Source organism: Deltaproteobacteria bacterium, from assembly GCA_030690165.1.
Taxonomy (GTDB): domain Bacteria; phylum Desulfobacterota; class GWC2-55-46; order UBA9637; family UBA9637; genus JACRNJ01.
On sequence record JAUYHF010000006.1, the window covers coordinates 68,142 to 93,847 of the forward strand.

Annotated in this window: 25 protein-coding genes and 1 tRNA gene; 17 read left to right on the forward strand and 9 right to left on the reverse strand. The window is 44.5% G+C overall.

Going from position 1 to position 25,706, the window contains the following annotated elements; translation table 11 throughout:
* The first annotated feature begins 185 nt into the window (after positions 1 to 185).
* Positions 186 to 1,454, forward strand: coding sequence for a replication-associated recombination protein A (locus tag Q8P28_01135; protein ID MDP2681399.1), 1,269 nt, complete (start codon positions 186 to 188; stop codon positions 1,452 to 1,454).
* A 148-nt stretch (positions 1,455 to 1,602) separates the two neighbouring features.
* Here the strand turns inward: Q8P28_01135 and Q8P28_01140 are convergent, their stop codons facing one another.
* On the reverse strand, positions 1,603 to 2,493 hold the full coding sequence (locus Q8P28_01140; protein MDP2681400.1) for a hypothetical protein: 891 nt from the start codon (positions 2,491 to 2,493) through the stop codon (positions 1,603 to 1,605).
* Between the two features lie 289 nt (positions 2,494 to 2,782).
* Between Q8P28_01140 and mtnP the strand changes: the two genes are divergently transcribed.
* Entirely contained in the window at positions 2,783 to 3,646 is an 864-nt protein-coding gene (mtnP, locus tag Q8P28_01145; protein ID MDP2681401.1) for an S-methyl-5'-thioadenosine phosphorylase, read from the forward strand.
* Between the two features lie 122 nt (positions 3,647 to 3,768).
* Entirely contained in the window at positions 3,769 to 5,994 is a 2,226-nt protein-coding gene (gene priA / locus Q8P28_01150; GenBank protein MDP2681402.1) for a primosomal protein N', read from the forward strand.
* A gap of 111 nt (positions 5,995 to 6,105) precedes the next feature.
* Here the strand turns inward: priA and Q8P28_01155 are convergent, their stop codons facing one another.
* Complete coding sequence (locus Q8P28_01155) at positions 6,106 to 7,011, reverse strand: hypothetical protein (GenBank protein MDP2681403.1); 906 nt, start codon at positions 7,009 to 7,011, stop codon at positions 6,106 to 6,108.
* Positions 7,012 to 7,166: 155 nt separating this feature from the next.
* Here Q8P28_01155 and def point away from each other — a divergent pair, with 155 nt between their 5' ends.
* The 5 genes from def to htpX all read left to right on the forward strand — a co-directional run bounded on the left by def (position 7,167) and on the right by htpX (position 11,239).
* Positions 7,167 to 7,694, forward strand: coding sequence for a peptide deformylase (def, locus tag Q8P28_01160; protein ID MDP2681404.1), 528 nt, complete (start codon positions 7,167 to 7,169; stop codon positions 7,692 to 7,694).
* Positions 7,695 to 7,748: 54 nt separating this feature from the next.
* Positions 7,749 to 8,660, forward strand: a complete 912-nt coding sequence (gene fmt / locus Q8P28_01165; protein MDP2681405.1) for a methionyl-tRNA formyltransferase — start codon at positions 7,749 to 7,751, stop codon at positions 8,658 to 8,660.
* Positions 8,635 to 9,447 carry a DUF116 domain-containing protein gene (locus Q8P28_01170; protein MDP2681406.1) on the forward strand — a complete coding sequence of 271 codons (813 nt, stop codon included), beginning with the start codon at positions 8,635 to 8,637 and terminating at the stop codon, positions 9,445 to 9,447. Before fmt ends, Q8P28_01170 begins: the two co-directional genes overlap by 26 nt.
* A 106-nt stretch (positions 9,448 to 9,553) precedes the next feature.
* Complete coding sequence (locus Q8P28_01175) at positions 9,554 to 10,249, forward strand: response regulator (protein ID MDP2681407.1); 696 nt, start codon at positions 9,554 to 9,556, stop codon at positions 10,247 to 10,249.
* A 135-nt stretch (positions 10,250 to 10,384) separates the two neighbouring features.
* The gene (htpX, locus tag Q8P28_01180; GenBank protein MDP2681408.1) at positions 10,385 to 11,239 is read left to right on the forward strand and encodes a zinc metalloprotease HtpX; all 855 of its coding nucleotides are present in this window, start codon (positions 10,385 to 10,387) and stop codon (positions 11,237 to 11,239) included.
* 9 nt (positions 11,240 to 11,248) lie between these two features.
* Here htpX and Q8P28_01185 read toward each other — a convergent pair whose 3' ends face one another.
* From Q8P28_01185 to Q8P28_01200, 4 genes are all read right to left on the reverse strand, one after another.
* Positions 11,249 to 11,875, reverse strand: coding sequence for a zf-TFIIB domain-containing protein (locus tag Q8P28_01185; GenBank protein MDP2681409.1), 627 nt, complete (start codon positions 11,873 to 11,875; stop codon positions 11,249 to 11,251).
* Positions 11,859 to 12,818, reverse strand: a complete 960-nt coding sequence (locus Q8P28_01190; GenBank protein MDP2681410.1) for a M48 family metallopeptidase — start codon at positions 12,816 to 12,818, stop codon at positions 11,859 to 11,861. Before Q8P28_01190 ends, Q8P28_01185 begins: the two co-directional genes overlap by 17 nt.
* Positions 12,819 to 12,834: 16 nt before the next feature.
* A complete protein-coding gene (locus tag Q8P28_01195) occupies positions 12,835 to 13,395 on the reverse strand; it encodes a LemA family protein (GenBank protein MDP2681411.1) in 561 nt (186 codons plus the stop codon).
* Between the two features lie 81 nt (positions 13,396 to 13,476).
* A complete protein-coding gene (locus Q8P28_01200; GenBank protein MDP2681412.1) occupies positions 13,477 to 13,980 on the reverse strand; it encodes a ribonuclease H-like YkuK family protein in 504 nt (167 codons plus the stop codon).
* Positions 13,981 to 14,168: 188 nt separating this feature from the next.
* Between Q8P28_01200 and Q8P28_01205 the strand changes: the two genes are divergently transcribed.
* The 8 genes from Q8P28_01205 to ychF all read left to right on the forward strand — a co-directional run bounded on the left by Q8P28_01205 (position 14,169) and on the right by ychF (position 21,609).
* Positions 14,169 to 14,960 (forward strand): hypothetical protein, encoded by a 792-nt coding sequence (locus Q8P28_01205; protein ID MDP2681413.1) that lies wholly within the window; start codon positions 14,169 to 14,171, stop codon positions 14,958 to 14,960.
* Positions 14,961 to 14,997: 37 nt separating this feature from the next.
* Positions 14,998 to 15,870, forward strand: a complete 873-nt coding sequence (gene ispE, locus Q8P28_01210) for a 4-(cytidine 5'-diphospho)-2-C-methyl-D-erythritol kinase (GenBank protein MDP2681414.1) — start codon at positions 14,998 to 15,000, stop codon at positions 15,868 to 15,870.
* Between the two features lie 71 nt (positions 15,871 to 15,941).
* A tRNA-Gln gene (locus Q8P28_01215) sits at positions 15,942 to 16,016 on the forward strand.
* Between the two features lie 46 nt (positions 16,017 to 16,062).
* Entirely contained in the window at positions 16,063 to 17,004 is a 942-nt protein-coding gene (locus tag Q8P28_01220; protein MDP2681415.1) for a ribose-phosphate pyrophosphokinase, read from the forward strand.
* A gap of 112 nt (positions 17,005 to 17,116) precedes the next feature.
* Complete coding sequence (locus Q8P28_01225) at positions 17,117 to 17,803, forward strand: 50S ribosomal protein L25 (protein ID MDP2681416.1); 687 nt, start codon at positions 17,117 to 17,119, stop codon at positions 17,801 to 17,803.
* 3 nt (positions 17,804 to 17,806) lie between these two features.
* Positions 17,807 to 18,367, forward strand: a complete 561-nt coding sequence (pth, locus tag Q8P28_01230) for an aminoacyl-tRNA hydrolase (protein ID MDP2681417.1) — start codon at positions 17,807 to 17,809, stop codon at positions 18,365 to 18,367.
* A gap of 13 nt (positions 18,368 to 18,380) precedes the next feature.
* Positions 18,381 to 20,402, forward strand: coding sequence for a sodium-translocating pyrophosphatase (locus Q8P28_01235; protein ID MDP2681418.1), 2,022 nt, complete (start codon positions 18,381 to 18,383; stop codon positions 20,400 to 20,402).
* Between the two features lie 112 nt (positions 20,403 to 20,514).
* Positions 20,515 to 21,609: a redox-regulated ATPase YchF gene (gene ychF / locus Q8P28_01240; protein MDP2681419.1), complete on the forward strand. Its 1,095-nt coding sequence runs from the start codon at positions 20,515 to 20,517 to the stop codon at positions 21,607 to 21,609.
* A 2-nt stretch (positions 21,610 to 21,611) separates the two neighbouring features.
* On the opposite strand, the gene Q8P28_01245 is transcribed toward ychF, so the two are convergent.
* Both Q8P28_01245 and Q8P28_01250 read right to left on the reverse strand, forming a co-directional pair.
* Positions 21,612 to 22,349 (reverse strand): tetratricopeptide repeat protein, encoded by a 738-nt coding sequence (locus Q8P28_01245; GenBank protein MDP2681420.1) that lies wholly within the window; start codon positions 22,347 to 22,349, stop codon positions 21,612 to 21,614.
* Positions 22,350 to 22,385: 36 nt separating this feature from the next.
* Positions 22,386 to 23,777, reverse strand: coding sequence for an OmpA family protein (locus Q8P28_01250; protein ID MDP2681421.1), 1,392 nt, complete (start codon positions 23,775 to 23,777; stop codon positions 22,386 to 22,388).
* Between the two features lie 143 nt (positions 23,778 to 23,920).
* On the opposite strand from Q8P28_01250, the gene Q8P28_01255 reads away from it, so the two are divergent.
* A complete protein-coding gene (locus Q8P28_01255) occupies positions 23,921 to 24,361 on the forward strand; it encodes a cytochrome c (GenBank protein ID MDP2681422.1) in 441 nt (146 codons plus the stop codon).
* Here the strand turns inward: Q8P28_01255 and Q8P28_01260 are convergent.
* Complete coding sequence (locus tag Q8P28_01260; GenBank protein ID MDP2681423.1) at positions 24,308 to 25,420, reverse strand: two-component regulator propeller domain-containing protein; 1,113 nt, start codon at positions 25,418 to 25,420, stop codon at positions 24,308 to 24,310. The two genes, Q8P28_01255 and Q8P28_01260, sit on opposite strands and share 54 nt — an antisense overlap.
* Positions 25,421 to 25,706: the final 286 nt, after the last annotated feature.

A 25,706-nucleotide genomic window follows, 5' to 3' on the forward strand; every position in this document is an offset into this window, starting at 1 on the left:
TTAAATCTCAAATGTCAAATCTCAAAACTCAAAAAGCAGGAAACTCTTCTCTCTTTCTGGTTTTATTAAGGACATATTATCAATAATTTTTACCCGATTGTCAACCTTCTTGGAAAAATTTATCGGTTTGCTCTCCTGTTAGTTTTAGAGTATATTATTTCCAAAAGGTGTAATTACGGGCTAACATGGAACTTTTTGAGAAAAAGATTAAAACACAGCGCAATAAATCAGCGCCTCTTGCAGACAGGATGCGGCCAAGAAATATAGAAGAGGTTGTTGGCCAGAGACATTTGCTGGGCGCTGGAAAGTTTGTAACAAGGCTTATAGAAAAGAAAGGACTTTTGTCTCTAATCCTCTGGGGGCCTCCTGGCGCCGGCAAGACAACCCTTGCCAATATTATTGCCAATGCAGTTGGTGTAAATTTTACATCCTTTTCCGCTGTGCTTTCCGGGGTAAAAGATATAAGGGCGGTAATAGATGCGGCAAAGGATGAGTTAAGGCAGAGAAACCAAAGGACTATCCTTTTCGTGGATGAGATACACAGGTTTAATAAAGCCCAGCAGGATGCATTTCTTCATTATGTGGAAGACGGCACAATAACATTGATAGGCGCTACAACAGAAAACCCCTCCTTTGAGATCAATTCGCCTCTTTTATCCAGATGCAAGGTTCTGGTTCTTAAACAACTTACAGAAGAAGACATAAAGATCATAATAAAAAGGGCTGTTGAAGATAAGGAAAGAGGTCTGGGAAATCTAAATATTTCTCCTGATGAAGATGCGATGAATTTTCTTGCGGAATATTCGCAGGGTGATGCAAGAACAGCCCTGAATGGATTAGAGGCGTCTGTTATGATAACCCGGCCTGATGAAGACGGCATCCGTAAAATTACACTGGAAGTAGCGCAGGAGGCAGTTCAGAAAATGGCCCTTTTATATGATAAGGGTGGCGAGGAGCATTACAATGTAATATCCGCATTTATAAAATCCATGAGAGGAAGCGATACAGACGCAGCCGTTTACTGGCTTGCCAGAATGTTGGAGGCTGGGGAAGACCCGCTGTTTATTGCCAGGAGAATGGTCATATTTGCATCAGAGGATGTCGGCAACGCCGACCCGAATGCATTGTCTCTTGCCATTGCTGTAAAGGATGCGGTGGATTTTGTGGGCATGCCGGAAGGATGGATTCCTCTTGCCCATGGCGCAACATATCTTGCCTCAGCGCCAAAGAGCAATGCGTCATATATGGCATATCTTCTTGCCTTGGAAGATATAAAGAAAAAGGGCGCCCTGCCGGTTCCCCTTCACATAAGAAATGCGCCAACAGGGCTTATGAAAAAACTCGGATACGGAAAAGGCTACAAGTATCCCCATAATTATGAGGGCGCAAAGATAGAGCAGGATTATCTGCCGGATGCCTTGAAAGGAAGGAAGTATTATAAAAAGAAAGGATAAATCTGTTCTATAATATCACGAATCTTCATTACAACTCTTTTATTCGGGCATTTCCGCTAACGTTCTTGGTGCAAAAGAAGCCCGAAGGATTTGGACGTTAGTCTTTTGCAGCATGTTAGCCATCCGTTGAGGGCAAAATCAAAAACCATCATTGACTCGCAATTATAGGTTTTATCTTTTTTTCTTTTGGAATATACTCTTCAATAAAATGATTAGAATGATAAACTGTTATTACTTTTTCAAGTGCTAATATAATTGAAAAAAAGACAAACGAGCTGAAACCATCTTTACCACCTTGCAGTGTATCAACCAATGATAAAATTACAAAAAGAAGAAGGATAGTTTCTGTTATTGCGTCACCTACTCCTAACCAGGGGTGGCCGGTATAAAAATACCCACCACCAGGGTAAGTAATAGAAGTCTTTTTAGCTTCAGCTTTGTTTTTAAAATCAAGACGACAGTTCGGACAAGTGTATTCATCTTTGATTAGCTCCTTTGTGCAACGAGGGCAAAGATGTATTCTACCTGCTGTCTTGCTTTGGACACCTTCCACCGAAATAGTTTTAAGTAGTGCCTTTATCTTTTTCCTCTCTTTTCCTGCTATATAATAAAATTTTTCTTTCTTTCCATTTTTATATTTAACAACAAGAGATCTCCCTTTCATTTCAATTGTTTGGCAGTCCGCATAAAGAATTTGGGCTATTGAATTTCTAAAAGAGTAATTAAATCTTGTTGGAATATGGAAAATACGTTTATTCGTGAACACAAACAATGAGCGTTTTAAATAAAAGACAATCCATCCCGTTGAGAATTGTTCCATAATTGACATCGGAGAACATCCTGTTGTTACAAGAAGTATTCTTTCACCTTCCTTTAGAAAAGGATTGAGAAAAGATATTTTTTGAAACAGTTTTGTCTGACGTTTTTCCGCTCCCTGCTTATAAATGTCTTTGTGATTTGAAAATAGGATATCACGGTCTACAGGAAGCCCTAAAACATTTTGTTCAACCCCTTTTTGATTTTTCAATATTTCTGACATCTCACCTTCCTCCTTTTTGCCCACAATGAGCGGCTAACTTGTTTATTTCCGCATTGCGCATACACAGCTGATTTGGAAGGATAGACGCATTGCGGATATTTCTCCTTTGGATAACATAATAAGAAAACTGACCCTAATTCTGGCGTAATTGTGAAGCGCTCTGATTAAATCACAGTTTCTGGATACGGGCAAGAAGGAAACATATTATCCGTATGCCAGTTTCATCTTGACCTTAATCTTAAAAAATGTTAGCAAGGATACCTAAATTATTTATATGGAGGAGATAAAGATGTCTGAAATAATTGTAGGTGTTATCGGGGGAAGCGGGCTTTATGAGATGGAGGGGCTGAAAGGTGTTAAAGAGGTTAAAATAAAAACTCCCTTTGGAAATCCCTCTGATGCGTATATCACAGGCAGGCTTGGCGGGGTAAAGATGGTGTTTCTGCCGCGGCACGGCAGGGGACACAGGATACTCCCTTCTGAGCTTAATTTCAGGGCGAATATATACGGCATGAAAAAGTTAGCCGTAACTCATATAATCTCTGTTTCAGCGGTCGGGAGCATGAGAGAGGATATTAAGCCGGGACACATTGTTGTGGTAGACCAGTTCTTTGACAGGACTAAAAACAGGGTATCCAGTTTCTTTGGAAATGGTATTGTCGGGCATGTGGAATTTGCAGACCCTGTATGCCCTGATTTAAGCAATATCTTGTATGATTCTGGCAAACAAATCGGAGCAACCATTCATAAAGGCGGGACATACATCTGCATTGAAGGCCCGCAATTTTCCACAAGGGCAGAATCAAAGATTTACAGAAAATGGGGTGTTGATGTGATAGGCATGACAAATATCCCTGAGGCAAAGCTCGCCAGAGAAGCAGAGATTTGCTATGCAACACTTGCCCTTTCTACAGATTATGACTGCTGGCACGAAACAGAGGAATCTGTCACGATTGAGATGATACTTGACACTTTGAAGAAAAATGTTGTAACAGCAAAGGCAATAATAAAAGAGGCTGTGCCTGAAATATCCGGCCAGAGGACATGCAAGTGCATAACTGCAATGAAGTATGCAGTGATTACAGACAGGAAGAAGATACCCGCAAAGATTAAGAAAGACCTAAAGATTATTTTGGGGAAATACGGCATTTAAAGCCGGCGGCGCTAACCCCCTCATCTCCACCTGTTGCGGCATTTGCTTTAGCAAGCATTTCAGCATAAGATTATATAGCTCACAACCGTTCGGCTGAGCTCACGCCGAAGCCTCCCCCATCCATGTCTAAAAAAACCTTTATAGATGTCGCAGTTGAACTTCCTCTGGACAGGATATTTACCTACAAAGTTCCTGACGCATTGTCAGATCAGGTGGAAATTGGCAAACGTGTTCTTGTCCCTTTTGGCAAAAGGGTTGTAACCGGCTTTTGTCTCGGATTCAGAGAAAATTCGGAGGTGAAAGGCATAAAAGATATACTTGATGTATTGGATGATAAACCTGTATTTGATGAAAAGAGGCTAAGTTTTTTTCAATGGATGGCATCCTACTATTTCGCCCCTGTTGGCGCTGTCTTAAGCCTTATATATCCGGCCGGGCTGAATATAAAAAGCCAGAGGTATTTTTTCAGAACAGGGCAAGAAGAAATGCCTGATATATGCAGGTTAGACAAAGAACTCATTGAGGTAATCACAAAAAAAAACAGCATTCCCCTTACCTCTCTTTTAAAGATATTTAAAGGCAAGTCCATATACTCTGCCATAAACAGGTTAAAACATACAGGCCTCATAAAGGAGGAGTTAAAGATTAAGAGCAGGGTTAGAGAAAGGAAAGATAAAAAAATACGGAACCCTCTGGAAGATATAATACCGCAGGCTGTTTTACATAAACCTGCTCCCGAGCAAGTCTTGGCTCTGAATGCCATTTCTCAGGGCTTAAAGGGCAAGGCATTTTCACCATTTCTGCTTTACGGCGTTACAGGAAGCGGAAAGACCCTTGTCTATCTGAAGGCGCTGGAACAGGCTGTCCGCCTTGGCAAACAGGCCATATTTTTAGTGCCGGAGATATCTCTCACATCGTGGCCTGTTAAATATGTGACTGCCATATTCCCCGGCAGGGTCGCAGTTCTTCACAGCGGACTTTCTGACGGCGAGAGATACGACGAATGGAAAAGGATAAGAGACGGTGAGGCAGATGTGGTTGTTGGCGCAAGGTCTGCTATTTTTGCGCCTTTAAAAAATCTTGGACTTATAATCGTTGACGAGGAGCATGAGCCTTCATATAAACAGGAAGAGGGCATAAAATACAATGCGCGGGATTTAAGCCTTATGATGGGGAAGATGTTTAACCTGACCGTTGTGCTTGGCTCAGCCACACCTTCTATTGAGACATTTTATAATGCACAGAATGGCAAGATTACGCCCCTTCATTTGACCAGAAGGGTTGAGGATAGACCAATGCCGGAAATAGAGGTAGTGGATATGAGAGAACAGGAGTCAGGGGTCAGGGGTCATATTATATCAGAAAAACTTCAACAGCTTATGAAGAAGAATCAAAACCTTGGTTATCAAACAATCCTTTTTTTGAATAGAAGGGGATTTTCAAATTTTTTAATCTGCAATGACTGCGGCCATAGTTTTAAATGTTTGAACTGCAGTGTGTCTCTTACAATGCACAAAAGGGCCGGGCTTTTAAAGTGCCACTACTGTGATATGTCCATGCCAATCCCTGATACATGCCCAAAATGTCATGGCTGCCATGTTAAGCCCATAGGGATTGGCACAGAGCAGTTGGAAGAAGAGGCAAGGAATATATTGAAAAAGGCAAGGGTTGCCCGCATGGACAAGGACACGACAACAAAGAAAAGATCTCATCAGAAGATACTTGACGCAGTTGACAGAGGCGATGTGGATGTGCTTGTCGGAACACAGATGGTGGCCAAAGGGCATCACTTTCCTTATGTTACGCTGGTTGGGATTGTATCAGCAGATACATCTATAAACATCCCTGATTTCAGAAGTTCTGAACGGACATTCCAGCTTATAACCCAGGCAGGAGGCCGGGCGGGAAGGGGAAATATCCCCGGCAAGGTTGTTATTCAAACACTTAATCCTGACCATTTCTGCCTCAAGCCGGCAACACAACAGAACTATGAAGAATTTTTTATAGAGGAACTTAACAATAGAAAAGAACTCTTCTATCCGCCGTTCTCAAGGCTTGCAATCATAAGGTTTGACGGGAATAAGGAAGCAGATGTGGCGGCATTTGCGAAAAAGACAAAAGAACTCGCAGACAGCCTGCTTTTAAGAACAAATGATGTAACCTTGCTTGGCCCTACCCCTGCCATTCTTTCAAAGCTCAAAGGCAAATACCGCTGGCAGATGCTGTTAAAAGGCAAGAGTACAAAATCACTGCATGAATTTATAAAAAACATTTTAACCGGGTTGGAGAAAAAAAACCAGGGCAGGGTTAAACTTGCGGTAGATGTTGACCCGATAACTACAATATAATTTGCTCCGAAAATACCTTATTTACCCCATCCCCACCCTGACCCTCCCCTTGAAGGGGAGGAAATAAGAGAGTTTCCTCTCCCTCAGGGAGAGGATTAAGGTGAGGGTGGGTTAATAGTCTACCCCTGTTACAAGGACCTTCCCCTCCTGCATCCTCGGCAGCCAAAGCTGTTTATGTTGTCCGTCATAGAAAAAATCTGCTGGACCGTGAACACCTTCAGGAAGCTTCAGATTGATTTCATTTTTTGTTTTTGGATCATAAACCACCAGTCTGCCAGGTTTGTCAAAGGCAACCCAGTCGGAAAAGAGAATCTTATCCCCTTCCAAAAGCCAAACGCCGTCCAACAAACCTGTCCCTTCAGTCAGTTTTTCATATTTAGACTTATTATTTTCAAAGCTGATTACGCCAAGGCCGCCTTTGGCATTCTGGCCGCCAAAGCTTACTGCATACAGTTTTTGCGCCTTTTTATCAAAATATAGTCCATTAGCGCCGATAAGGTCAATCACAAATTCGTAGCGCGGTTTTGGGTCGATGTATATTTTAAATATCTTTCCGATGTCGGTTGCGGAAACAAACAGTGTGTTGTTGTCAATGACCGCTATATCGTTCAAATACATCGTCTTTTCTTTTGAAAAATCAAGCTCAAAATTCTGCCTTCCTGTGCTGATGTCAAATCCCACTACGCGGTCAACATCAGCTACAAAGAGCGTACTGACAGATATGGCCATTCCCTTTGGAGAATTGAGAACACCTTTCTTTGGTAAATATTTTTTCTCGCTGATATCGCCGTCCGATGATAGCCGCGAAATAAAACCATCCTTGTCTTTTGCGCTCGGCTCAAGCTTTTCACCCATATTTGATACAAATACAAACCCGCTCATATAGTCTATGACTATGCTCTCAGGATGTGAAAAGCCCTCTATCACTCTGGAATGCCTTGCCATCTCATGGCTGTATCCTGTTGACAGCGCAACCATAAGAATAACTGCAAACATACAGCATATAATCTTTTTCATATCGTGCATCCTCCTTAAATTAGTCTAACTCGTTTCTATTGTAAATTATACCGCACCCTTTTTTTTGTCAAGCATTTTTTGCGGACAAAACAGGGTTGAATAACTACAATATAATTTTCTTTTACTCACAAGCTCAATAATTGTATAATAAACGCATGTCTGTATTAAATATCCTCAAATACCCTGATCCATTTCTTAAGACAAAGGCAAAACCTGTATCAAAGATAGACGCAGATATAAAAAGGCTTATCTCTGACATGGCAGAAACCATGTATTTTGCCCGCGGCATAGGCCTTGCCGCAACACAGGTTGGTGTGGATAAAAGGGTTGCGGTTCTGGATATCCCGAAAGGCGAGGATTATAAAAAAGGTGAGAATCTTATTGTCCTGATAAACACGGAGATAACAGCGTATGAATGGGAGATAAAATATGAGGAGGGATGTTTGAGTATTCCTGGTTTTACCGCAGATATAAAAAGGTTTGCAAATATAACTGTAAAGGGTCTTAATAAAGATGGAAATGATGTGGAGATCAAGGCAGAAGGGCTTCTTGCCATTGCCCTTCAGCATGAGATAGACCATCTTGATGGAATATTATTTATAGACAGGCTCTCTAAATTAAAAAGGGATATTATAAAAAGAAAAATAAAGAAGGCTGTTGAAGATGAAAAAAAGAGGTTATAAATTTATACAAAGAAACAAGGAGTATTGTTGGATAAAAGATTAAGAATCGTTTTCATGGGCACGCCTGAGTTTGCAGTTCCATCTCTGAGGGCATTGATAGAGGTTGGTGAAAATGTTGTAGCAATTGTAACCCAGCCTGACAAACCAAGGGGAAGGGGAAAGAAATTAACCCCTCCGCCTGTCAGGGAGGCTGCCCTTAAGCATAATATACCGGTGTTTCAGCCTGAAAAAATTAAGGACGAGCCATTTATAACTGCAATCAGTAATTTTTCCCCTGATGTTATAGCAGTTGTGGCCTATGGAAAGATATTGCCAAAGGCTATTCTGGACATTCCTCCAAAGGGTTGTATAAATGTCCATGCATCTATTTTGCCAAAGTATCGCGGCGCGGCGCCTATAAATTGGGCTATAATAAACGGCGAAAAGGAGACGGGCATAACAACAATGCTTCTGGATGAGGGCATGGACACAGGCGATATGCTCTTAACCGAAAAGGTTGAGATAAGAGATGATGACACGACGTCGAGTTTACACGACAGATTAAAATATATTGGAGCCGATCTGCTTATAAAAACAATAAAGGACATTAAGTCGGAAACAATAAGACCGATTCCGCAGGACGATTCACAGGCAACCTATGCGCCAATGCTGAAAAAGGAAGACGGCCGCATAGACTGGACAATGAAGGCAGAGGAGATAAAAAATCTTATAAGGGGTTTGAACCCGTGGCCTGGCGCATATACAAGGTGGGACGGCAAGCAGATAAAGATATTCAAGGCGGAAGTTGAAGCAGGGGTCAAGGAAGAACCCGGAACCGTAATAAATATATCTACAGAAGGTATTTTTGCGGCAACAGGCAAAGGTATTCTGCTCATTAAAGAATTACAGCCGGAAAACAAAAACAGGATGACAGCGTCTGAATTTATAAAGGGGTATAGAATTGTCAAAGGGCAAATCTTTGATTGAACGGGAATCGGAATGGAACAGCAGTGATGAGAGTGTTCCTTATAGGCCAGCTAAAGGGATATTTATTGGCCTTCTTTCTTTTTGCACTTTTATTATACTGTTTGTAGGCTTTTTCTTCTGGTATATACCATCAATAGGCCTTGTCAATATCCATCCTGCGCTTCCAATTATACTTGGCATCGGGATTGCTGTAATAATCCTCATACTTATAGTCGGAGCAGTGGGAATAAGCCTTGCCATTATAAAAGGAAGGGATATATTCCTTTCTTATAAATTCAGAGGCATCCTGATAAAATTCTTCCTGCCCCTGATGATAATGGTGGGCGGCATTTTAAGGATACCAAAGATAAAGATAGAGCAGTCATTCATAGAGATAAATAATCAGCTTGTCAAAGGGCTTGGGAAAAGGTTCAAACCCGAAAGGATTCTTATTCTCATGCCTCACTGCATTCAGTTTGTTGGCTGCAAAATAAAGGTGACCCAGAGCGTAAAAAACTGTGTCGGGTGCGGCAGGTGCGAAATAGCGGAGCTTCTGTGGCTTTCAGAGGAATTCGGCATAGACCTTTTTGTGTCTACCGGCGGAACAATAGCGAGAAGAAAGGTCTATGAAAAAAGACCCAATGCAATAGTGGCAGTGGCATGTGAAAGGGATTTGATATCCGGGATACAAGACGCCTACCCGCTGCCTGTGCTTGCTGTTGTAAATAAAAGGCCACAGGGCTATTGTATGGGCACAGGCGTTGAAATAGCTGCTGTTAGAGACGCGATAAGAGGGCTTTTGGCTTGACCTCTCTTCAACGTCATGTTAAATTCCTTTCCAATGAACCTCGCGAGGTTGTACTTTTACGTATAGGTAAAATTGAATATTATCTTTTAAACGGAGGTATAGCGGAATGAAAAAGGCGCTTTTGGTGGACGATGTTAAACTCTTCCTGGAATTGGAGAAGACCCTTCTCGCAAACAGAAGCAACATCCAGTTATTTACAGCTACATCAGGCCAGGAAGCTATAGAAATACATAGAAGGGAAAAGGTTGATATTATCCTCTGCGATTTATATATGCCGGGGATGAATGGCAACGAGGTATGCAGGATTATAAGAAATGACGGCAACCTTAATAAGGTGTCTATAATAATAGTTACAACAAGCGCCAAGGACGTTGATATATGCCTTGAGGCAGGCGCAAATGATGTTATACTTAAACCAATAAACCCTTCAGAGTTTCTGCAAAAGATCGGGAAATATATCAACATACCTGTCAGACGCGATATCCGTATCCTTGCAAGGATAGGGGTGGAGGGCGCAAGGGGGGCGCCGCCGGAATCGTTTCTTGGCAATACAGTAAATATCAGTGTGAGCGGCGTTTTAATAGAAACCGGCCATGCCCTTTCTATAGGGGAGACTGTATCCTGTTCATTCTTTGTGCCAGGCAACTCTACGCCTATAACTGCTGCAGGCGGGGTTGTAAGAAAGACAGACGGCAGAGGGCCAGGTATGAATTATTACGGCATTAGATTTATGGATATAAGGGAAGAGGATAAACTGGCAATTGAAAGCTATATAAAGAGACATCCCGAAGCTGCTGCTTGAGGCCGGATTATAAATTTTATCCATTCCAACACCCTCGGCACATACGCATCCGCCAGAAATTTTTCGTGCATTTGACTTAAAGGGTTCAATGCCATATATTTAATATCAAAAAAATTTTAACGGAGGTAGTATCAGATGAACTTTTTAAAAACCACAATGCTTCTTGCAGCGCTTACAGCCATACTTGTATTTGCAGGCGATGCGCTTGGCGGCAGGGGCGGGGCAACGACGGCCCTCGTATTTGCAGGCATCATGAACTTCGGCGCTTACTGGTTCAGCGACAAGATAGTGCTTATGATGTATCGCGCCAAACAGGTAAGAGAGGCAGAGGCCCCTGAGCTATACGCTATAACCCGCGATCTGACGATGAAGGCAGGGCTTCCAATGCCAAAGGTATATATCATGGAAAATGACACACCGAATGCCTTTGCAACCGGAAGGAATCCAGGCCATGCAGCAGTGGCGGCTACAACAGGGATTATGCGGCTATTAACAAAAGAAGAACTTACCGGAGTCATAGGCCATGAGCTTGCCCATATCCAGAACAGAGACATCCTCATATCAACCATATCTGCCACAATTGCAGGCGCTATAAGCTATCTTGCGCATATGGCGCAGTGGGCGGCACTGTTCGGCGGCTCAAGAAACGATGAAAGAGGAGGGAATCCGATCTCTCTTATTGTAATGATGATTGTTGCGCCTCTGGCGGCAATGGTTATTCAGATGGCCATATCCAGAAGCAGGGAATATGTCGCTGATGAAGGCGGGGCAAAGATAACCGGCAATCCGCTCTCGCTGGCAAATGCCTTAAGAAAGCTTGAATACGGCAATAAGAGAATCCCGATGGCTGTTCCAAATGAGGCGACAGCACATATGTTTATTGTAAGCCCGTTAAGCGGAGGAGGCCTTTTGAAACTCTTCAGCACGCACCCGCCCATTGAAGAAAGGATAAAGAGACTGGAGGCACTGGCAGGCGGTCCCAGATACTAATTGAGCAGTTTATATCTTAAATATTACCTTAAATAGTATTTGAAGGATTAAAAACAGCGCATCATTAGTAATCTCCGCCCTGTCCCAATTTGTATCTCCGGGTTCGAGGACGTTTATATCCGGTTCAGGCCTGGTTCTTAACGCTGTCCTCAGATGTCCGATAGTTTCCCATTTTGCCTGTTGGCTGTCAACTGCAAGTACAGCTTCAGCGCCTTTTGTTGAGGGTTCGGTTTTTTCAAATCTGCTGCGCAGCTTATTTTTGTTCTCTTCATATTTAACCAACTCGCCTCTGTTTAACCATAAACCGTTGCATCTTTTGCATCTGTTTATCCTTGAATCTACCGGTAGATTCGGGTCTTGAAACGGTTCAAGGGGAATACCGCAGCGACTTGGACAAAGGCCCGCGCCTTTTTGGACAAGGCTTTTGGCTAAAAGGCTATTTAAGTTAACCGTGTCAAGCCTCTTTGCCTCCGCATCCTTAAGATAATAAAGCTCCCAGTTGTCAAACCATATGCCGCCGCAGTCATTACACTGGTCAAGAAGGAGAACCCTTCCATAATTCGCCTCCGCATACACCTCCTTGCAAACGCCGCTGCATTCAGGACAACTGAGTTTTTTATCAGGTTGTTCGTTCATAAATATATGCCATCCTTCTTAGTCTCTCAATCCTCTTCTCAATCGGCGGGTGAGTGGACATGACATCGGCAAAAAGGCCCTCTTTATTGTCAAGCTTCCTTTGCAGGGGATCGCTGATAAAAAGATGCGCAGTCCCTTTGTGCGCATTCTTTACAGGAGATGATGTGCTGGCTATCTTTTCCAATGCGCTTGCAAGGCTTAAAGGATTTCTTGTAAATTCCGATGAGGATGCGTCTGCCAGATATTCCCTCTGCCTTGACACAGCCATAGCAATAATTCTGGATAACAGAGGCGCAAGCAGGGCAAACAAAACAATAATAAGGAGCATTACAGGATGCATGCCTTTGCTCTTTGAACCGCGCCTTGTCCTTATGCCGCCGTATCTCCACGCCCGGAGAGCCCAGTCCGACAAAAGAACTATTGTTCCCACAAGCACTGTCACCACTGTCATTAAGAGTATATCCTGATTTTTTATATGCCCCATCTCGTGCGCTATCACTGCCTGAAGCTCTTCCCTGTTCATGGTTTCCAAAAGCCCTTCGGTAACGCCAACTACAGCATGTTGAGGATCCCTGCCTGTCGCAAAGGCATTTGGCGCAGGGTCAGGAATCACATATATCTTCGGCATGGGAAGCCCTGACGCCAGAGCCATTTCTGTCATCACATTGTGAAGCTTTTTGTGCAAAGGGTTTTCAAACCGGAGCGGCTGGGCCCTGAGGGAAAAAAGCACGACGTTATCGCCATAAAAATACGCGACAAATCCATTGATGCCTGCCAGTGAAACGGCAATTAGGGTTGCAACCGGAAGGCCGGTGGTCTTCAACGTTCCAAATGTGTAGCTGTCGATTGCAAATCCAAGGATGCCGAGGATAATAAAAAAGGCTGCAATAAGAACAATAGTCAGCCTGCGGTTTCGCCTTTGCTGGGAGTAGATATCTGTCATATTTACTACCCCTTTTCTACTTTTTTAAACTCAAGTCCACCTTCGGGACTTCCCTCGCAGCCTCTTCTGTCTGGAAGTATTCACCGGCTTTAAAGCCAAAAAGCGCGGCAATTATATTGGATGGAAATACCCCCCGTTTAATGTTGAACTGAGCGACTATGTCATTATAAAACTGACGGGCAAAACCTATGCGGTTTTCCGTAGATGTAAGCTCTTCCTGAAACTGGAGGATATTCTGATTACTCTTTAAATCAGGATAGTTTTCTACCAGGGCAAAGAGCCTGCCAAGCGCCTGGGTAAGCATATTTTCCGCCTCCCCCTTTCCTGAAACGGTCTGGGCGCCGACCGCCCTCGCCCTTGCCTCTATTACCCTTGAAAGGGTTTCCCTCTCAAATTCCATTGCGCCTTTCACGGTATTCAAAAGGTTTGGGATAAGGTCGTGCCTTCTTTTGAGCTGGACATCAATCTGCTGCCATCCGTTCTGCACCTGATTTTGCAGAGTCACCAGATTATTGTACATACTAATAACCCAGATAATCAGAACGACTAAAATGCCCAAAAATATCCATCCAAACATATTTGCCTCCTATTAAACGCAGACCCAATACTCAAGACTCAAGATTTAAATCTATAGTCTATGGTCTGTAGTATGGGGTCTTTATTTTGAATGTCTATCCGCTACCTTGCTTGCGCCATAGGCATCTGGTTTTGTGACAGCCGCGTACCCTGAGCCGGTCACCATGCCGACCACCTCTCTGACAATATCCTTTGTGTCGCCGTTTTCACCAACATCAAGGTGGATCTCAACAGGCAACTTTGTATAGCCGTTTTCTGATAATTTGGCCTTCACCATAGCCGCTGTTTCAAGGCTTAGAGATGTTTCATAAAAAATCCTCTGCCTCAGGTTTTTAAGCTTCCTATGCCGAATCTTTTTATAAAAATAACGACCGCCGCGGCCTATCCTATGGATGATTATGGCGCTTATAAAAAGGGTCTCTGCCGCCAGAAAAGAGTCGGTTCCGATGATGATGCTGTATCTGCAGCTGGTATCTTCCTCCATATATTCAATCAGTTTATTGAATACATCCTCAAAGGAAAGGTTCCCAAATGTAGGGCTGAAAAACTCATGTTTCTGGGGTTTAACATGTTGATGGGACTCCATGCTGCAAAATTCTACAATAATCCAGGATAAAAAGAAAGTAAAAAAACAAAACTACACATTGGAAAAAAATACTTGACTTAATTCCATTTGCTATAGTATTGGGATAGACATATTAAAAATTAAAAGGAGTGGTTATAGACAGTATGAATAGAAGACTAATCTGTTTTGCAGTAAGCGTTGTATTTATTATGGCCGGTATGCTTACCGGCATTGCAGCTGCCGAGGAGGAACCAAATCACGGGGATCATACCAAGAAAACCCAGGATAAACACGGCGGGCACGATGGAGCGCAGGCTGGAGCAATGCTCATGGTCAGGACAGAGCCGTCCGACATCAAACCGGGACAACCGGTCAAGCTCCATCTCATAATCCATGACGCGACCGGAGCCATGATCAAGGACTTCGAGACTGTTCACGAAAAGAAGCTGCATCTCATCATTGTGCGCGACGGGTTGGACCAATTTGCCCATATCCACCCGGAGATCGATCGTGCCAAAAACATCACCGGCACGTTCACTTTCCCAACCGCCGGAAAGTATCGGCTCTATGCCGACCACAAGCCCACAGGTAAAAAGCAGGCAACGGCAATCGCCGAAGTGAACGTCGCGGGAACATCACCCCCGAGTCCGCAGCTTGTCCCGAATGCTCCTGGCCGGGTGAAGGGCGATGGCCTCGTGGCGGATATCGCGATGGAGAAGACCAATTCGGATGGAACAACCCGAATCTCGTTCTCCTTGTTCGATGCGGCTGGCAAGCCGGTTGCCGACCTTCAGCCATATTTGGGGGCAATGGGTCACCTCATCGTCATTAGCGGGGACGGCAAGCGCTACATTCACTCTCATCATGTAAAGGGAAAAGCGCCCGGTGGCGCGGTGACGTTTGAAGTGCACTTTCCGCACCCTGGAGTCTACAAAGGTTGGGGGCAATTCCGACGCTCAGACATGGTGCACGACGTGCCATTCGTGGTTAAGGTTGAATGATAAAACTTTTCATTGATAAGGAGAAAGGCTTAGACAGATGGGTATCTTGCACCGCGTTCTTTCCCCCGCCAAAATAAATCTTTTTTTAAAAGTGTTAAGAAAAAGAGATGACGGTTATCATGATATTGTCTCCGTCATGCAGCCCATTTCCCTCTACGATGAGATTCTTATAGAGATGGAAAATGGGAGCGGCATTATTGTTTCGTGTGATAATGCAAATGTTCCATGCGACCGGACTAATCTTGCATACAGGGCGGCAGTGGAATTTTTCAGAACCACCGGAATAAATAGGAGGCTGTCTATCACTATTAAAAAAAACATACCTGTTGCTGCCGGACTTGGAGGCGGGAGCAGTAATGCAGCAGCAGTTTTAAGGGCATTGAACGAAATCACCTCCCAAAATATTTCAACAGACAACCTTATTGAAATAGGCGCAGGCATTGGCTCTGATGTGCCGTTTTTTATTGTTGGCAAATCATGTATTGCAAGGGGGCGGGGCGAATCCCTTGAACCAATTGAACTTCCTAAATTCTGGTATATACTGATTAACCTAGGTTTCCCTGTTTCAACACAGTGGGCATATCAAAATTTAAACTTGACAAAAAGCAATGAGGATATTAACATAGCCCTTTTAAAAGTTTCGCTGGAAGACCATGTTGTTGGTATTCGGCAGTGGCAGGGGCTTTTAGCAAACGACCTTGAAGAAGTAACAATCGGGAAACATCCTGAGATTAAGGAAATAAAGGACGCCATGTCAGCCGTCGGGGCAACCGGGGCGCTGATGTCAGGGAGCGGCCCGACTGTGTTTGGTATATTCCCTGATAAGGACAAAACAGAAGAAGCCTTCGGATTATTAAAGGGTGCTTTTAAACAAAAAAGGTATACAGTTTTTTTGGCACAGGGAATATAGAAAGGTTGAGATTAAGATTAAGGTTAAGGAAAGAAAAATCTTAACCTCAACATTAGCCTTAACCTTGTTTTTGGGGCGTCGTCAAGCGGTAAGACACAGGATTTTGATTCCTGCATTCGGAGGTTCGAATCCTCCCGCCCCAGCCAAAAGGCAGGGATTAGAAAACCCTAATCCCTAACCCCTGTATTTAATATGCTTGATAAACTTAAAATCTTTGCGGGAAATTCTAATCCTCCTCTTGCCGGAGATATATGCCGGCATCTTGGTGTTTCTCCCGGTAAGGCTGAGGTTAAAAGCTTCAGCGACGGGGAGATATGTGTTGAGATTCAGGAGAGCGTCAGGGGGATGGAGGTATACGTAATCCAGTCAACATGCAGCCCGGGCAATAGAAACCTGATGGAACTCCTTATTATGCTTGATGCGCTCAAGAGGGCGTCTGCCCATGCCATAACAGCGGTTATCCCTTACTACGGCTATGCAAGGCAGGACAGGAAGGTTGCTCCAAGGACACCGATAACAGCCAAGCTCGTTGCAGACCTGATAACAGTTGCCGGCGCAACAAGGATTTTATGTATGGACCTGCATGCAGGTCAGATACAGGGTTTTTTCAATATCCCCGTTGATAATTTGTATGCCACGCCGGTTCTTCTGGAGCATATACAAAAGAATTATACGGATAACACTGTAATTGTATCGCCTGATGCAGGCGGCGTTGAAAGGGCAAGGGCGTTTGCGAAGAAGCTCCAGATAAGCTTTGCAATGATGGATAAAAGGCGGCCGGCGCCGAATGTGGCTGAAATTATGAATATAATCGGCGATGTAAGCGGCAAGGATTGCATACTTTTAGATGATATGATAGATACGGCAGGGACTATTACACAGGCGGCAGATGCCCTTATAAAACAGGGCGCCAAAGAGGTATATGCATGCTGCACCCATCCTGTGCTTTCCGGGCCTGCTGTGGAAAGGCTGAAGAAATCACCAATAAAAGAGGTAATTGTTACAGACACCATTCCGCTCCGCGATGAGGCAAAAAAAATAAATAAAATAAAATCTCTTACAGTAGCCCCCCTTCTGGGAGAGGCTATTAAGAGGATACACTATGGCGAATCGGTAAGTTCGTTGTTTGTATAGAAGATGATTACACAGATTAAAAATAGATTACGCAGATTCAAGCAAAAGAAAGTTCTAATCGGTGTAATCGTTTTTCAGAAATCTGTGTAATCAACAAAATTGGAGGAATAAAATGGAACAGATAGAATTAGCAGCTCAGCCAAGAAGCGGCATTGGGAAAGAGATAGCTAAAAAACTTAGGAAAAACGGGTTTGTCCCTTGTGTGCTTTATGGGCCTGCCTACAAAGAGGCAATTCCCCTGACTATTAAGGCCTTGGAATTGAATAAGGCCCTGACTACAGGGGCAAGGGGCAATGTCATTGTAAGTCTGAAGATAGAAGGCGATAAAGAAAAGGCAAGGACTGTGATGTTCAGGGGATTCCAGAGAGACCCATTGAAGAGGGATATAATCCATGTTGATATTTACGCATTGCTCATGGACCACAAGATGGTTGTGGATGTGCCTATCCATCTTACCGGCAAGGCTCAGGGCGTTGAGCTTGGCGGCATATTGCAGCACGAAGCCAGAACATTAAAGATAGAATGTCTGCCAAATCAGATACCGGATAAGATAGAGATTGATGTAACCAGTCTTGTAATCGGACAGTCCATCCATGTGAAAGATATTACACTGGCACAGGGGTTAAAGGTGATTGGCGACCCCAATATAACTGTTGCATTGATTGCCGCGCCGATGGCTGAGGTTGAGATAAAGACCGCTGAAGAGGCAAAGGCAGAGATAGCAAAGAGCTTTGAGGTAAAAGAGGAAGATAAGAAGGCGGAAGAAAAAACAGAGAAGAAGGAAGATAAGAAGAAGTGATAAATGTTAATAGTTGGACTCGGCAATCCAGGGGCAAAATACAGCAAGACGCGGCACAACATAGGTTTTATGGCTGTTGACCATGTGGCAGAGGCCAACTCCATAGCATTGAGCAAAAGCAATTTTAAGAGTCTTTGGGGGAAAGGGAGTATTGCCGGCAAAGAGGTAATTTTATTAAAGCCACAGACCTACATGAATTTGAGCGGCGAGGCTGTTCAGGGTATTTCCGGTTATTTTCATATTGAGCCGAAAGATATTCTTGTTATCTATGATGATATTGACCTTGAGTTTGGATCTGTCAGAATAAGGCCTGGCGGTGGAAGCGGCGGCCACAGAGGTATGGCGTCTATCATTGAACACCTCTGCGCCAATGATTTTCCGAGGATCAGGCTGGGGATAGGAAGACCAAAAGAAAAGCAGCAAGGCGATGTTGCCGACTATGTTTTAAGCAGCTTTACACCCGATGAAAAAGATGTATTGAATCAGATGCTGGACAGGACAAAGGACGTAGTGGATGAGATACTGAAGGACGGCATTGAAAAAGCGATGAACAAATTCAATTGAACAGGGAGGATTCATGCAGCAGTTAACTAATTTTGCGCCGATATTCGGACTGGCGGGTCTTGTGATGACATTCTTTATTTATCTTCACATATCCAAGCTCCCAGCCGGAAACGACAAGATGAGGGAGATAGCCGGTCTTATCCATGACGGGGCAATGGTTTATCTCAAGAGGCAGTATTCGATAATCATCGGATTCATCATAATTGTTGCGACCTTACTTACTGTATTTATAAATTATCAGACCGCCATAGCGTATATCTGCGGCGGCATATCTTCCATGCTTGCCGGTTTTATCGGCATGAAGGGCGCAACAAAGGCCAATGTCCGCACAGCGGAAGGGGCTAACAGATATAAACCGGATATGGCGCGCGCCTTATCTTCGGCCTTTTTCGGCGGCTCTATCATGGGACTGTCGGTTGCAAGTCTCGGACTTATCGGTGTAGGCGTATTTTTCTTCATCTACGGCAAGCCTGAGACAGCGGCAATCATTAGCGGCTACGCAATGGGCGCATCATCCATAGCGCTCTTTGCAAGGGTAGGCGGCGGTATATTTACAAAAACAGCGGATGTAGGCTCTGATCTTGTTGGAAAGATTGAGGCAGGAATACCGGAGGATGATCCAAGAAACCCGGGCGTTATCGCAGACAATATAGGCGACAATGTGGGCGATGTGGCTGGCCTTGGCGCGGACATATTCGAATCGTATGTTGGAGCAATAATCGCATCTATTGCCCTTGGTGCAACAGCTATAGCAGGCAGCAAGATGTCAAATTACGGCTCGCAGATGACGCTTATGGCCTATCCTATTCTGCTTGTTACGATCGGCCTCGTAGCGTCAATGATAGGCATATTCGCGATGAACATATTAGAGAAGTTTAATCCTGCGGCGGCGCTCAGATATGCCACCTTTATCGCAACAGGTATATTCCTTGTCCTCGGCTATTTCGTGACCGGCATGGCCGACGTAACCTTCAGCGTCTATTGGGCTGCGGCAGCGGGTTGTCTCGGCGGCAGCGCAATAGGGCTTTTGACCGAACACTTCACTTCCGGCAAGCCGGTGCAGAGGATCGCAGACGCTTCAGAGACAGGCGCAGCTACAAACATCATAACCGGCTTGGCCGTAGGGCTTGAGTCAACCGCGCTGCCGTTGATATCAATATGTCTGGCAATATTTGTTTCCAACTACTTTGCCGGCATCTACGGCATAGCCATTGCCGCAGTCGGCATGTTAGCCACCACCGGCATCATCATGAGCGTTGATGCTTACGGCCCGATTGCCGATAACGCAGGCGGAATATCTGAGATGAGCGGACTCGGCCACGATGTCCGGAAGATAACAGACAGCCTCGACGCCCTCGGCAACACCACTGCAGCAATAGGCAAGGGTTTTGCCATAGGCTCTGCGGCGTTAACAGCGCTTGCACTTTTCTCGGCATTCGGCGCAGCTATAACCCTCAAAACAGGAAAACCTTTTGATATATCTCTTACCGACCCAAAAGTTGTCATAGGGCTGTTGCTCGGCGGCATCCTGCCGTTCTATATCGGCGCGCTCACCATGACCAGCGTGGGCAAGGCTGCATTCAAGATGGTCAATGAAATAAGAAGGCAGTTCAGGGAAATCCCCGGCCTCCTCGAAGGACGCGCCGGCGTTAAGCCGGACGTCAACAAGTGCGTTGATATATGCACTAAGGCGGCGCTTACGGAGATGATATTCCCTGGTGTGCTTGCTGTCGCTGCCCCTATTGCCGTCGGTTTTATTCTTGGGGCAAATGCGCTTGGCGGAATGCTTGCTGGCGCAACCGTAACAGGTGTTCTGCTTGCCATATTCATGGCAAATGCGGGCGGCGCATGGGACAACGCCAAAAAGTTTATAGAACAGGGGAATAAAGGCGGCAAAGGATCGGTTGCTCACAAGGCAGCGGTAGTGGGCGATACAGTAGGCGATCCGTTCAAGGATACATCCGGCCCTGCGATGAATATACTTATAAAACTGATGAGTATAGTTGCGCTTATTATTGCGCCGCTTTTGGTTTAACATTCTCAAGGCTGAAGCCTTGAGTTACGGTTTTTGTAGCTCAAACCTTTAAGTTTGATTATATTCTGGGCTGGCTTTATGCCAGCCTTTATTTTTTTAGAAGGAGATGTACATGGGCTTTACATGCGGCATAGTAGGGCTTCCCAATGTTGGCAAGTCAACCATATTCAATGCGCTCACATCGGCGGGGGCGCAGGCGGCAAATTATCCGTTCTGCACCATTGACCCGAATGTGGGGATAGTGCCTGTAAGGGACGAGAGGCTTTATAAACTTGCTGATCTTATCAAGCCGGAAAAGATTGTCCCCACAACAGTAGAGTTTCTGGACATCGCCGGCCTTGTAAAAGGCGCCAGCAAAGGAGAGGGGTTGGGCAATCAATTTCTCGGTCATATCAGAAGCGTGGATGCGATCGCTCATATTGTAAGGTGTTTCGAAGATACTAATGTTATTCATGTGGCAGGCCATGTTGATCCTGAAAGGGATATTGGCATAATTGACACAGAGCTTATTCTTGCCGATCTGGAAAGTGTTGAAAAGCGTATGGACAAAACCGCAAGGCTTGCAAAGGCAGGCGATAAAAATGCTGTTGCGGCAATGGACGTCTGCGCTATATTCAAGCAGACCCTTGAAAATGGAAAACCTATACGATCTCTTGAGTTCAATGATGGAATAAGAGAAATGTTAAGGGAGCTTAATCTCTTAACGGCAAAGCCGCTCTTCTTTGTTGCGAATGTGGATGAAAAGGATTTACAGGGAGAGTCTTCTCTTGTGGCTAAAGTCAGAGAGAGCGCTGAAAAAGAGAGGGCAGGGGTTGTGGTCATGTGCGGAAGGATTGAGGCGGAGATAGCGGAACTGCATGAAGAGGAACGGGTCGAGTTCCTCAAAGGGCTTGGTTTAAAGGAATCGGGTCTTGACAGGCTGGCAAAAGAAGGATATGAATTATTGGGGCTTATTACTTACTTCACTGCCGGCAAAAAAGAGGTGCGGGCATGGACAATATCCAAAAATACAAAGGCGCCTCAGGCCGCGGGCGCAATCCATTCTGATTTTGAAAAGGGTTTTATACGGGCAGAGGTGATATCGTATAAGGACTATATTGCATGCGGCTCGGAACTTGCCGCAAAAGAAAATGGCCTGATGAGGCTTGAAGGCAAGGAATATATCGTAAAAGACGGCGATATTATCCATTTTAGGTTTGCAGTATAGAATTACAGTTGAGCCTGTAATTTTTTAAGATGTTCCATTGCATCCTTTCTAAAAGACTCGTCTGCAGGGGACAGTCTTAAGTATTCCTGCCAGTGGATTATTGCCTCTTCCTTTTGCCCCGCAACTTCATATGACATTGCAGCGCCGTAATGGGCATTGGGGTAAAGAGGATCTAATGAGAGGGCTATATTATGCAGCAAGGCCGCCCTTCTGAAATCGCCAATATCTGTGTATGAAAAGCCTTCATTAGTGTAAACTATCGCGGCCCTGAGCAGCGCGTCAGGATGATTTGGTAAAAGGGCAATTCCCTTTTCAAACTCCATTTTTGCCTCGCTTATAAGCCCCTTTTGCATGTGTACAAAGCCCAGCCTTCTATGGAGGTCTTCAAACGGCGGGCCAAGGATTATCGCAAGTTTTAGCTCCCTTTCTGCCTCATCGAACAGCCCTTTTTGGTAATATAAGGCTGCAAGATTGCTGTGGGCAGGCGCGTATCCAGGATCTAACCGGGCGGCTAAAAGATAATTCTTCGCGGCGTCTTCCTGCATCTTGTTTGCTTCATAGGCCAATCCAAGACTAATGAGGGTTCTTGCCTTTACCGGCGTTTTTTTTACAACGTCCATCCACAGACTGAAATTATTTTTATAAACACCAGTTCTTTGGAATGACATCGCGGAAAGGAGGAGGGTTATAAAGATGAATGCGATATGAGATATGCGGTGTGGGGTTATGTCATAAATCATTATTTGTTTTAGCCGGCCATTATTTTATTCGGAGAATTATTTGGGTGCTATTACAGGCAAAGAATTCACATCGCCTTCCACTACCAGAAAATCCACCCTTCTGTTCTGTCTCATGATCTCTTCGCTCTTATCTGCGGATATTACCCTTCCAAAACCTATAAATTTCATCCTTTTCGGGTCTATACCCTTTTTCATAAGATAGTCCATTACAGATTTTGCCCTTTTTTGGGAAAGCTTAAGATTATATTCATCACTCCCGCGCTCGTCTGCATAGCCGCGCACATCTACCTTTACATCAGGATTTTTACTGAGCCATTCCACATCCTTGTCAAGTATTTCAAGGTCTGACTTGTTTAGTTCTGCGCTGTCAACGGCAAAGAATGCGGGCAAAAGCCTTTTGGCCACTTCAACCATCTTCGTCACCTCGTCCTTCGGAGGTTCGGGCACAGGAGGAGGAAGGGCAGCAACAGTGGGCGGTTCTGGCGCTGGAAGCGGTTCTGGCTTGGCCATAATAACTACCGGAGCCTCCTCTTCAACCTCGAATACCCTTACCGTTTGACTTGAGTCAGATACATATACCCTGTTTTTATCGTCTACAGCTACAGCCCTTGGCCATTTGAAAATTTCAGGTCCGCCAAATTCAAAAATGAACTTCCCTTCCCTGTCAAAAAATATTACAGCGGCCCTGTTGGTTTCTACAACAATCACACGGCCGTTTTTCCTGTCCACTGTCATATCCACTGTCATGCTGAACCCGCCTGGAAGGCTGGATACTACTCCAAAACGGCCTAATGGCTTGCCGGATTTATCCAAACGGAAAACGCTAAAGATCGCAGGGTCCCTGATATATATTCCGGTGTCATCCATGCCTATAAGTATATTCTTTCCCATGCCCTCTTTAAACTCCGTGATGAAAGTCTCTTTTTTCCTATCCATAACCACAATTCTGCCATTACCGCTATCTCCGAGATAAATCATATCTCCTTCTACTGCGAAAGACTGAATGATCATCTTATCTTTATCCGGAACTGTGGAAAGGTCCAAATCTTTTTGATATACCCCTCTATAACTGACAATAGCCACCCTTTTTTCTTCTGCTATGTAAATAAGCCCGTCTTCTGTCACAGCAATACCAATCGGCGAGCTGGATCTTATTTCAATATACTTAAACTGGTAAAGGAATATTCCGTTTAAGTCTGTAATAACCACCCTCTTATTTTCATTATCAAGGATATACAGTTCTTTATGCTTATTGTCAACAAATAGAGATCTGATGCCATTGAGATGGGTGCCGCTTGTAACGGCTGTAATTGTGAAAAGGTATTTTATGCTGAATCCGCGTCCACCGGCTGTCTCCTGGCTGAAACCAATGGAGGGATAGTAAATACCCGCATAAATTAAAAGGATAAGGACAATTCTTTGAGTCATATCTGGGTTAATATACTACTTAATTTGGAGAGAATGTCAAGGTTAGAAAATTATACGATTTAAAAAATTATTTGACTAAATATTCCCTTTTATGTTAATAGAATGGATATGACATGGCATCGTCTAATTGAGAGGAGGCTTAAATGAAGGGTCTTTTTCAGAATGTCATTATCTTTATTTCCACAGCTGCCTTGATGTCTTTAATATGGAACCCCATATGGGCGTCTGAAAAAAAGAAAGACAAGGTTGATGTGGGCAAGACAATATATGAGGAGCACTGTCGGGTGTGTCATGGTGAAAGGGGAAATGGCATGACCATTGTTGCCCGCGTATTAGCCCCGCCCCCCAAGAACTTTACCAACCCTAATGTAATAGCCAATCTTAAGCGCCCTCAGATGATATATTCAGTAACAAACGGCAGGCCAGGCGCGGCTATGATGCCATGGGGATCCAATTTAACAACGAAGGAGATTGAGGCAGTGGTGGACTATATACTGGAAACCTTTATGCGCGTGGGAAGCGCGCCGGGCTCATCTGATAAACTCATCAATCCTGGTTATCCCTCCATCCCCGCCGGCCCATAGCCTTCCATTGCCGTCAAAAGCAAGGGCAGAGGTGTGGCTGTTTAAAAGGCCATCTTCGGCGGTATAATTTGTGAATTTTCCCCCGTCAAAATGGCTGATTCCTGCTTGGGTGCCAGCCCAAATGGAGCCATCCGGCGCTATGGCGAGGGCAAATACATAATTACCCGCAAGGCCGTCCCTGGTGGTATAGTTGGTGAAACCCTTTCCGTCGAATCTGGTCAAACCGCCGCCCCATGTCCCGATCCAGAGAATACCCTGCTTATCCTGCACAATGGCATCTATATTGTTCGGGTTAAAGGTCTGTATGCCCCTTTTCTGCATCCCTGTGGACTCTGCCTGTGTACCGTGGTGTGCGCCGCGCAGTAGGGATCCCTGGGCTTCATTTTCAATCTTGAGGAGCTCCGGATCTGCCCCCAACCCGTCTTTATTATCCCAGTGTACCCATTGCTTGCCATCATACCTTGTAAGCCCCACTTCGGTCCCAAGCCACAGAACTCCATCCTCTCCCATCTTAAGGACATAAACCCAGTTATCTGAAAGACCCATATTTGTATTTTTCCTGTTAAATTTTGCCCATGCCTCGCGCTTGTTGATATCCCCTTTTATCCTGTTGGCCCCGCTCCATGTTGCAATCCACATCTCGTCATTTTTGTCAAACAGCACATCATAAACAAAAGAATCACATAGTCCATGCTGGGTATTGTAGTTTGTCCACCATCTCCCATCGTATTTGCTCAAACCCCCGCCATGGGTGCCAATCCACATGCCCCCATCAGGCCCCTTTGTTATTGAAAATACGCCGTTACTTATCAGGGCATTGGTATTATCAAAAAGCACGGTGGAGTCCTTTGTGGTTGTATCGAACTTCAGAAGACCCCTGCTTGAGGTACCTATCCAGAGGTCTGTTCCAGTGAATCGAAGGACCTTAACCAAGGTATTCTCAATCACATAGGTGGTTGCCTTAAGCCTCTTTTGCGCAGGCTGCTGTTGAAGGGGCTGGGCAGCAACGGCAGGGCCCTCTTTCCCTGTCTTTGTCTTTTGCGAGTCGCTGCAAGCCAAAGGAATGGTCAAAAAAAAGCTTGCTATGATCGCTAACATTAAGGCTCGGTATGGTTTAGACAAGGTTCTCACGCCCCCAAGGTATTCTATTACTCTGTTTTATATTATCAGATTTCTAAAAAGAATGTCAAGCGGCATAATAAGGTGGTAATGTCAATTATTATGTGTCAGTAAGAAAGGGGTATTAGTTCCCTCCTTTTTGTTTTCATAGGTAAATACAGCATACAGTATTCTTTCCATACTCGTTCTGTCGCTGAACACACCCATAGGTCTTGTCCTTCTCCTT

Excerpts from the sequence above, each read along its gene's own strand:
- Q8P28_01185 (MDP2681409.1), bottom strand. The coding sequence starts at position 11,875 with ATGAACGAACAACCTGATAAAAAACTCAGTTGTCCTGAATGCAGCGGC.
- Q8P28_01135 (MDP2681399.1), top strand. The coding sequence starts at position 186 with ATGGAACTTTTTGAGAAAAAGATTAAAACACAGCGCAATAAATCAGCG.
- Q8P28_01250 (MDP2681421.1), bottom strand. The coding sequence starts at position 23,777 with ATGACTCAAAGAATTGTCCTTATCCTTTTAATTTATGCGGGTATTTAC.
- fmt (MDP2681405.1), top strand. The coding sequence starts at position 7,749 with ATGGGCACGCCTGAGTTTGCAGTTCCATCTCTGAGGGCATTGATAGAG.
- Q8P28_01220 (MDP2681415.1), top strand. The coding sequence starts at position 16,063 with ATGCTTGATAAACTTAAAATCTTTGCGGGAAATTCTAATCCTCCTCTT.
- pth (MDP2681417.1), top strand. The coding sequence starts at position 17,807 with ATGTTAATAGTTGGACTCGGCAATCCAGGGGCAAAATACAGCAAGACG.
- Q8P28_01140 (MDP2681400.1), bottom strand. The coding sequence starts at position 2,493 with ATGTCAGAAATATTGAAAAATCAAAAAGGGGTTGAACAAAATGTTTTA.
- Q8P28_01255 (MDP2681422.1), top strand. The coding sequence starts at position 23,921 with ATGAAGGGTCTTTTTCAGAATGTCATTATCTTTATTTCCACAGCTGCC.
- Q8P28_01205 (MDP2681413.1), top strand. The coding sequence starts at position 14,169 with ATGGCCGGTATGCTTACCGGCATTGCAGCTGCCGAGGAGGAACCAAAT.
- priA (MDP2681402.1), top strand. The coding sequence starts at position 3,769 with ATGTCTAAAAAAACCTTTATAGATGTCGCAGTTGAACTTCCTCTGGAC.
- Q8P28_01155 (MDP2681403.1), bottom strand. The coding sequence starts at position 7,011 with ATGAAAAAGATTATATGCTGTATGTTTGCAGTTATTCTTATGGTTGCG.
- Q8P28_01235 (MDP2681418.1), top strand. The coding sequence starts at position 18,381 with ATGCAGCAGTTAACTAATTTTGCGCCGATATTCGGACTGGCGGGTCTT.
- Q8P28_01175 (MDP2681407.1), top strand. The coding sequence starts at position 9,554 with ATGAAAAAGGCGCTTTTGGTGGACGATGTTAAACTCTTCCTGGAATTG.
- Q8P28_01245 (MDP2681420.1), bottom strand. The coding sequence starts at position 22,349 with ATGATTTATGACATAACCCCACACCGCATATCTCATATCGCATTCATC.
- Q8P28_01190 (MDP2681410.1), bottom strand. The coding sequence starts at position 12,818 with ATGACAGATATCTACTCCCAGCAAAGGCGAAACCGCAGGCTGACTATT.
- htpX (MDP2681408.1), top strand. The coding sequence starts at position 10,385 with ATGAACTTTTTAAAAACCACAATGCTTCTTGCAGCGCTTACAGCCATA.
- Q8P28_01195 (MDP2681411.1), bottom strand. The coding sequence starts at position 13,395 with ATGTTTGGATGGATATTTTTGGGCATTTTAGTCGTTCTGATTATCTGG.
- def (MDP2681404.1), top strand. The coding sequence starts at position 7,167 with ATGTCTGTATTAAATATCCTCAAATACCCTGATCCATTTCTTAAGACA.
- ychF (MDP2681419.1), top strand. The coding sequence starts at position 20,515 with ATGGGCTTTACATGCGGCATAGTAGGGCTTCCCAATGTTGGCAAGTCA.
- Q8P28_01225 (MDP2681416.1), top strand. The coding sequence starts at position 17,117 with ATGGAACAGATAGAATTAGCAGCTCAGCCAAGAAGCGGCATTGGGAAA.
- Q8P28_01200 (MDP2681412.1), bottom strand. The coding sequence starts at position 13,980 with ATGGAGTCCCATCAACATGTTAAACCCCAGAAACATGAGTTTTTCAGC.
- ispE (MDP2681414.1), top strand. The coding sequence starts at position 14,998 with ATGGGTATCTTGCACCGCGTTCTTTCCCCCGCCAAAATAAATCTTTTT.
- mtnP (MDP2681401.1), top strand. The coding sequence starts at position 2,783 with ATGTCTGAAATAATTGTAGGTGTTATCGGGGGAAGCGGGCTTTATGAG.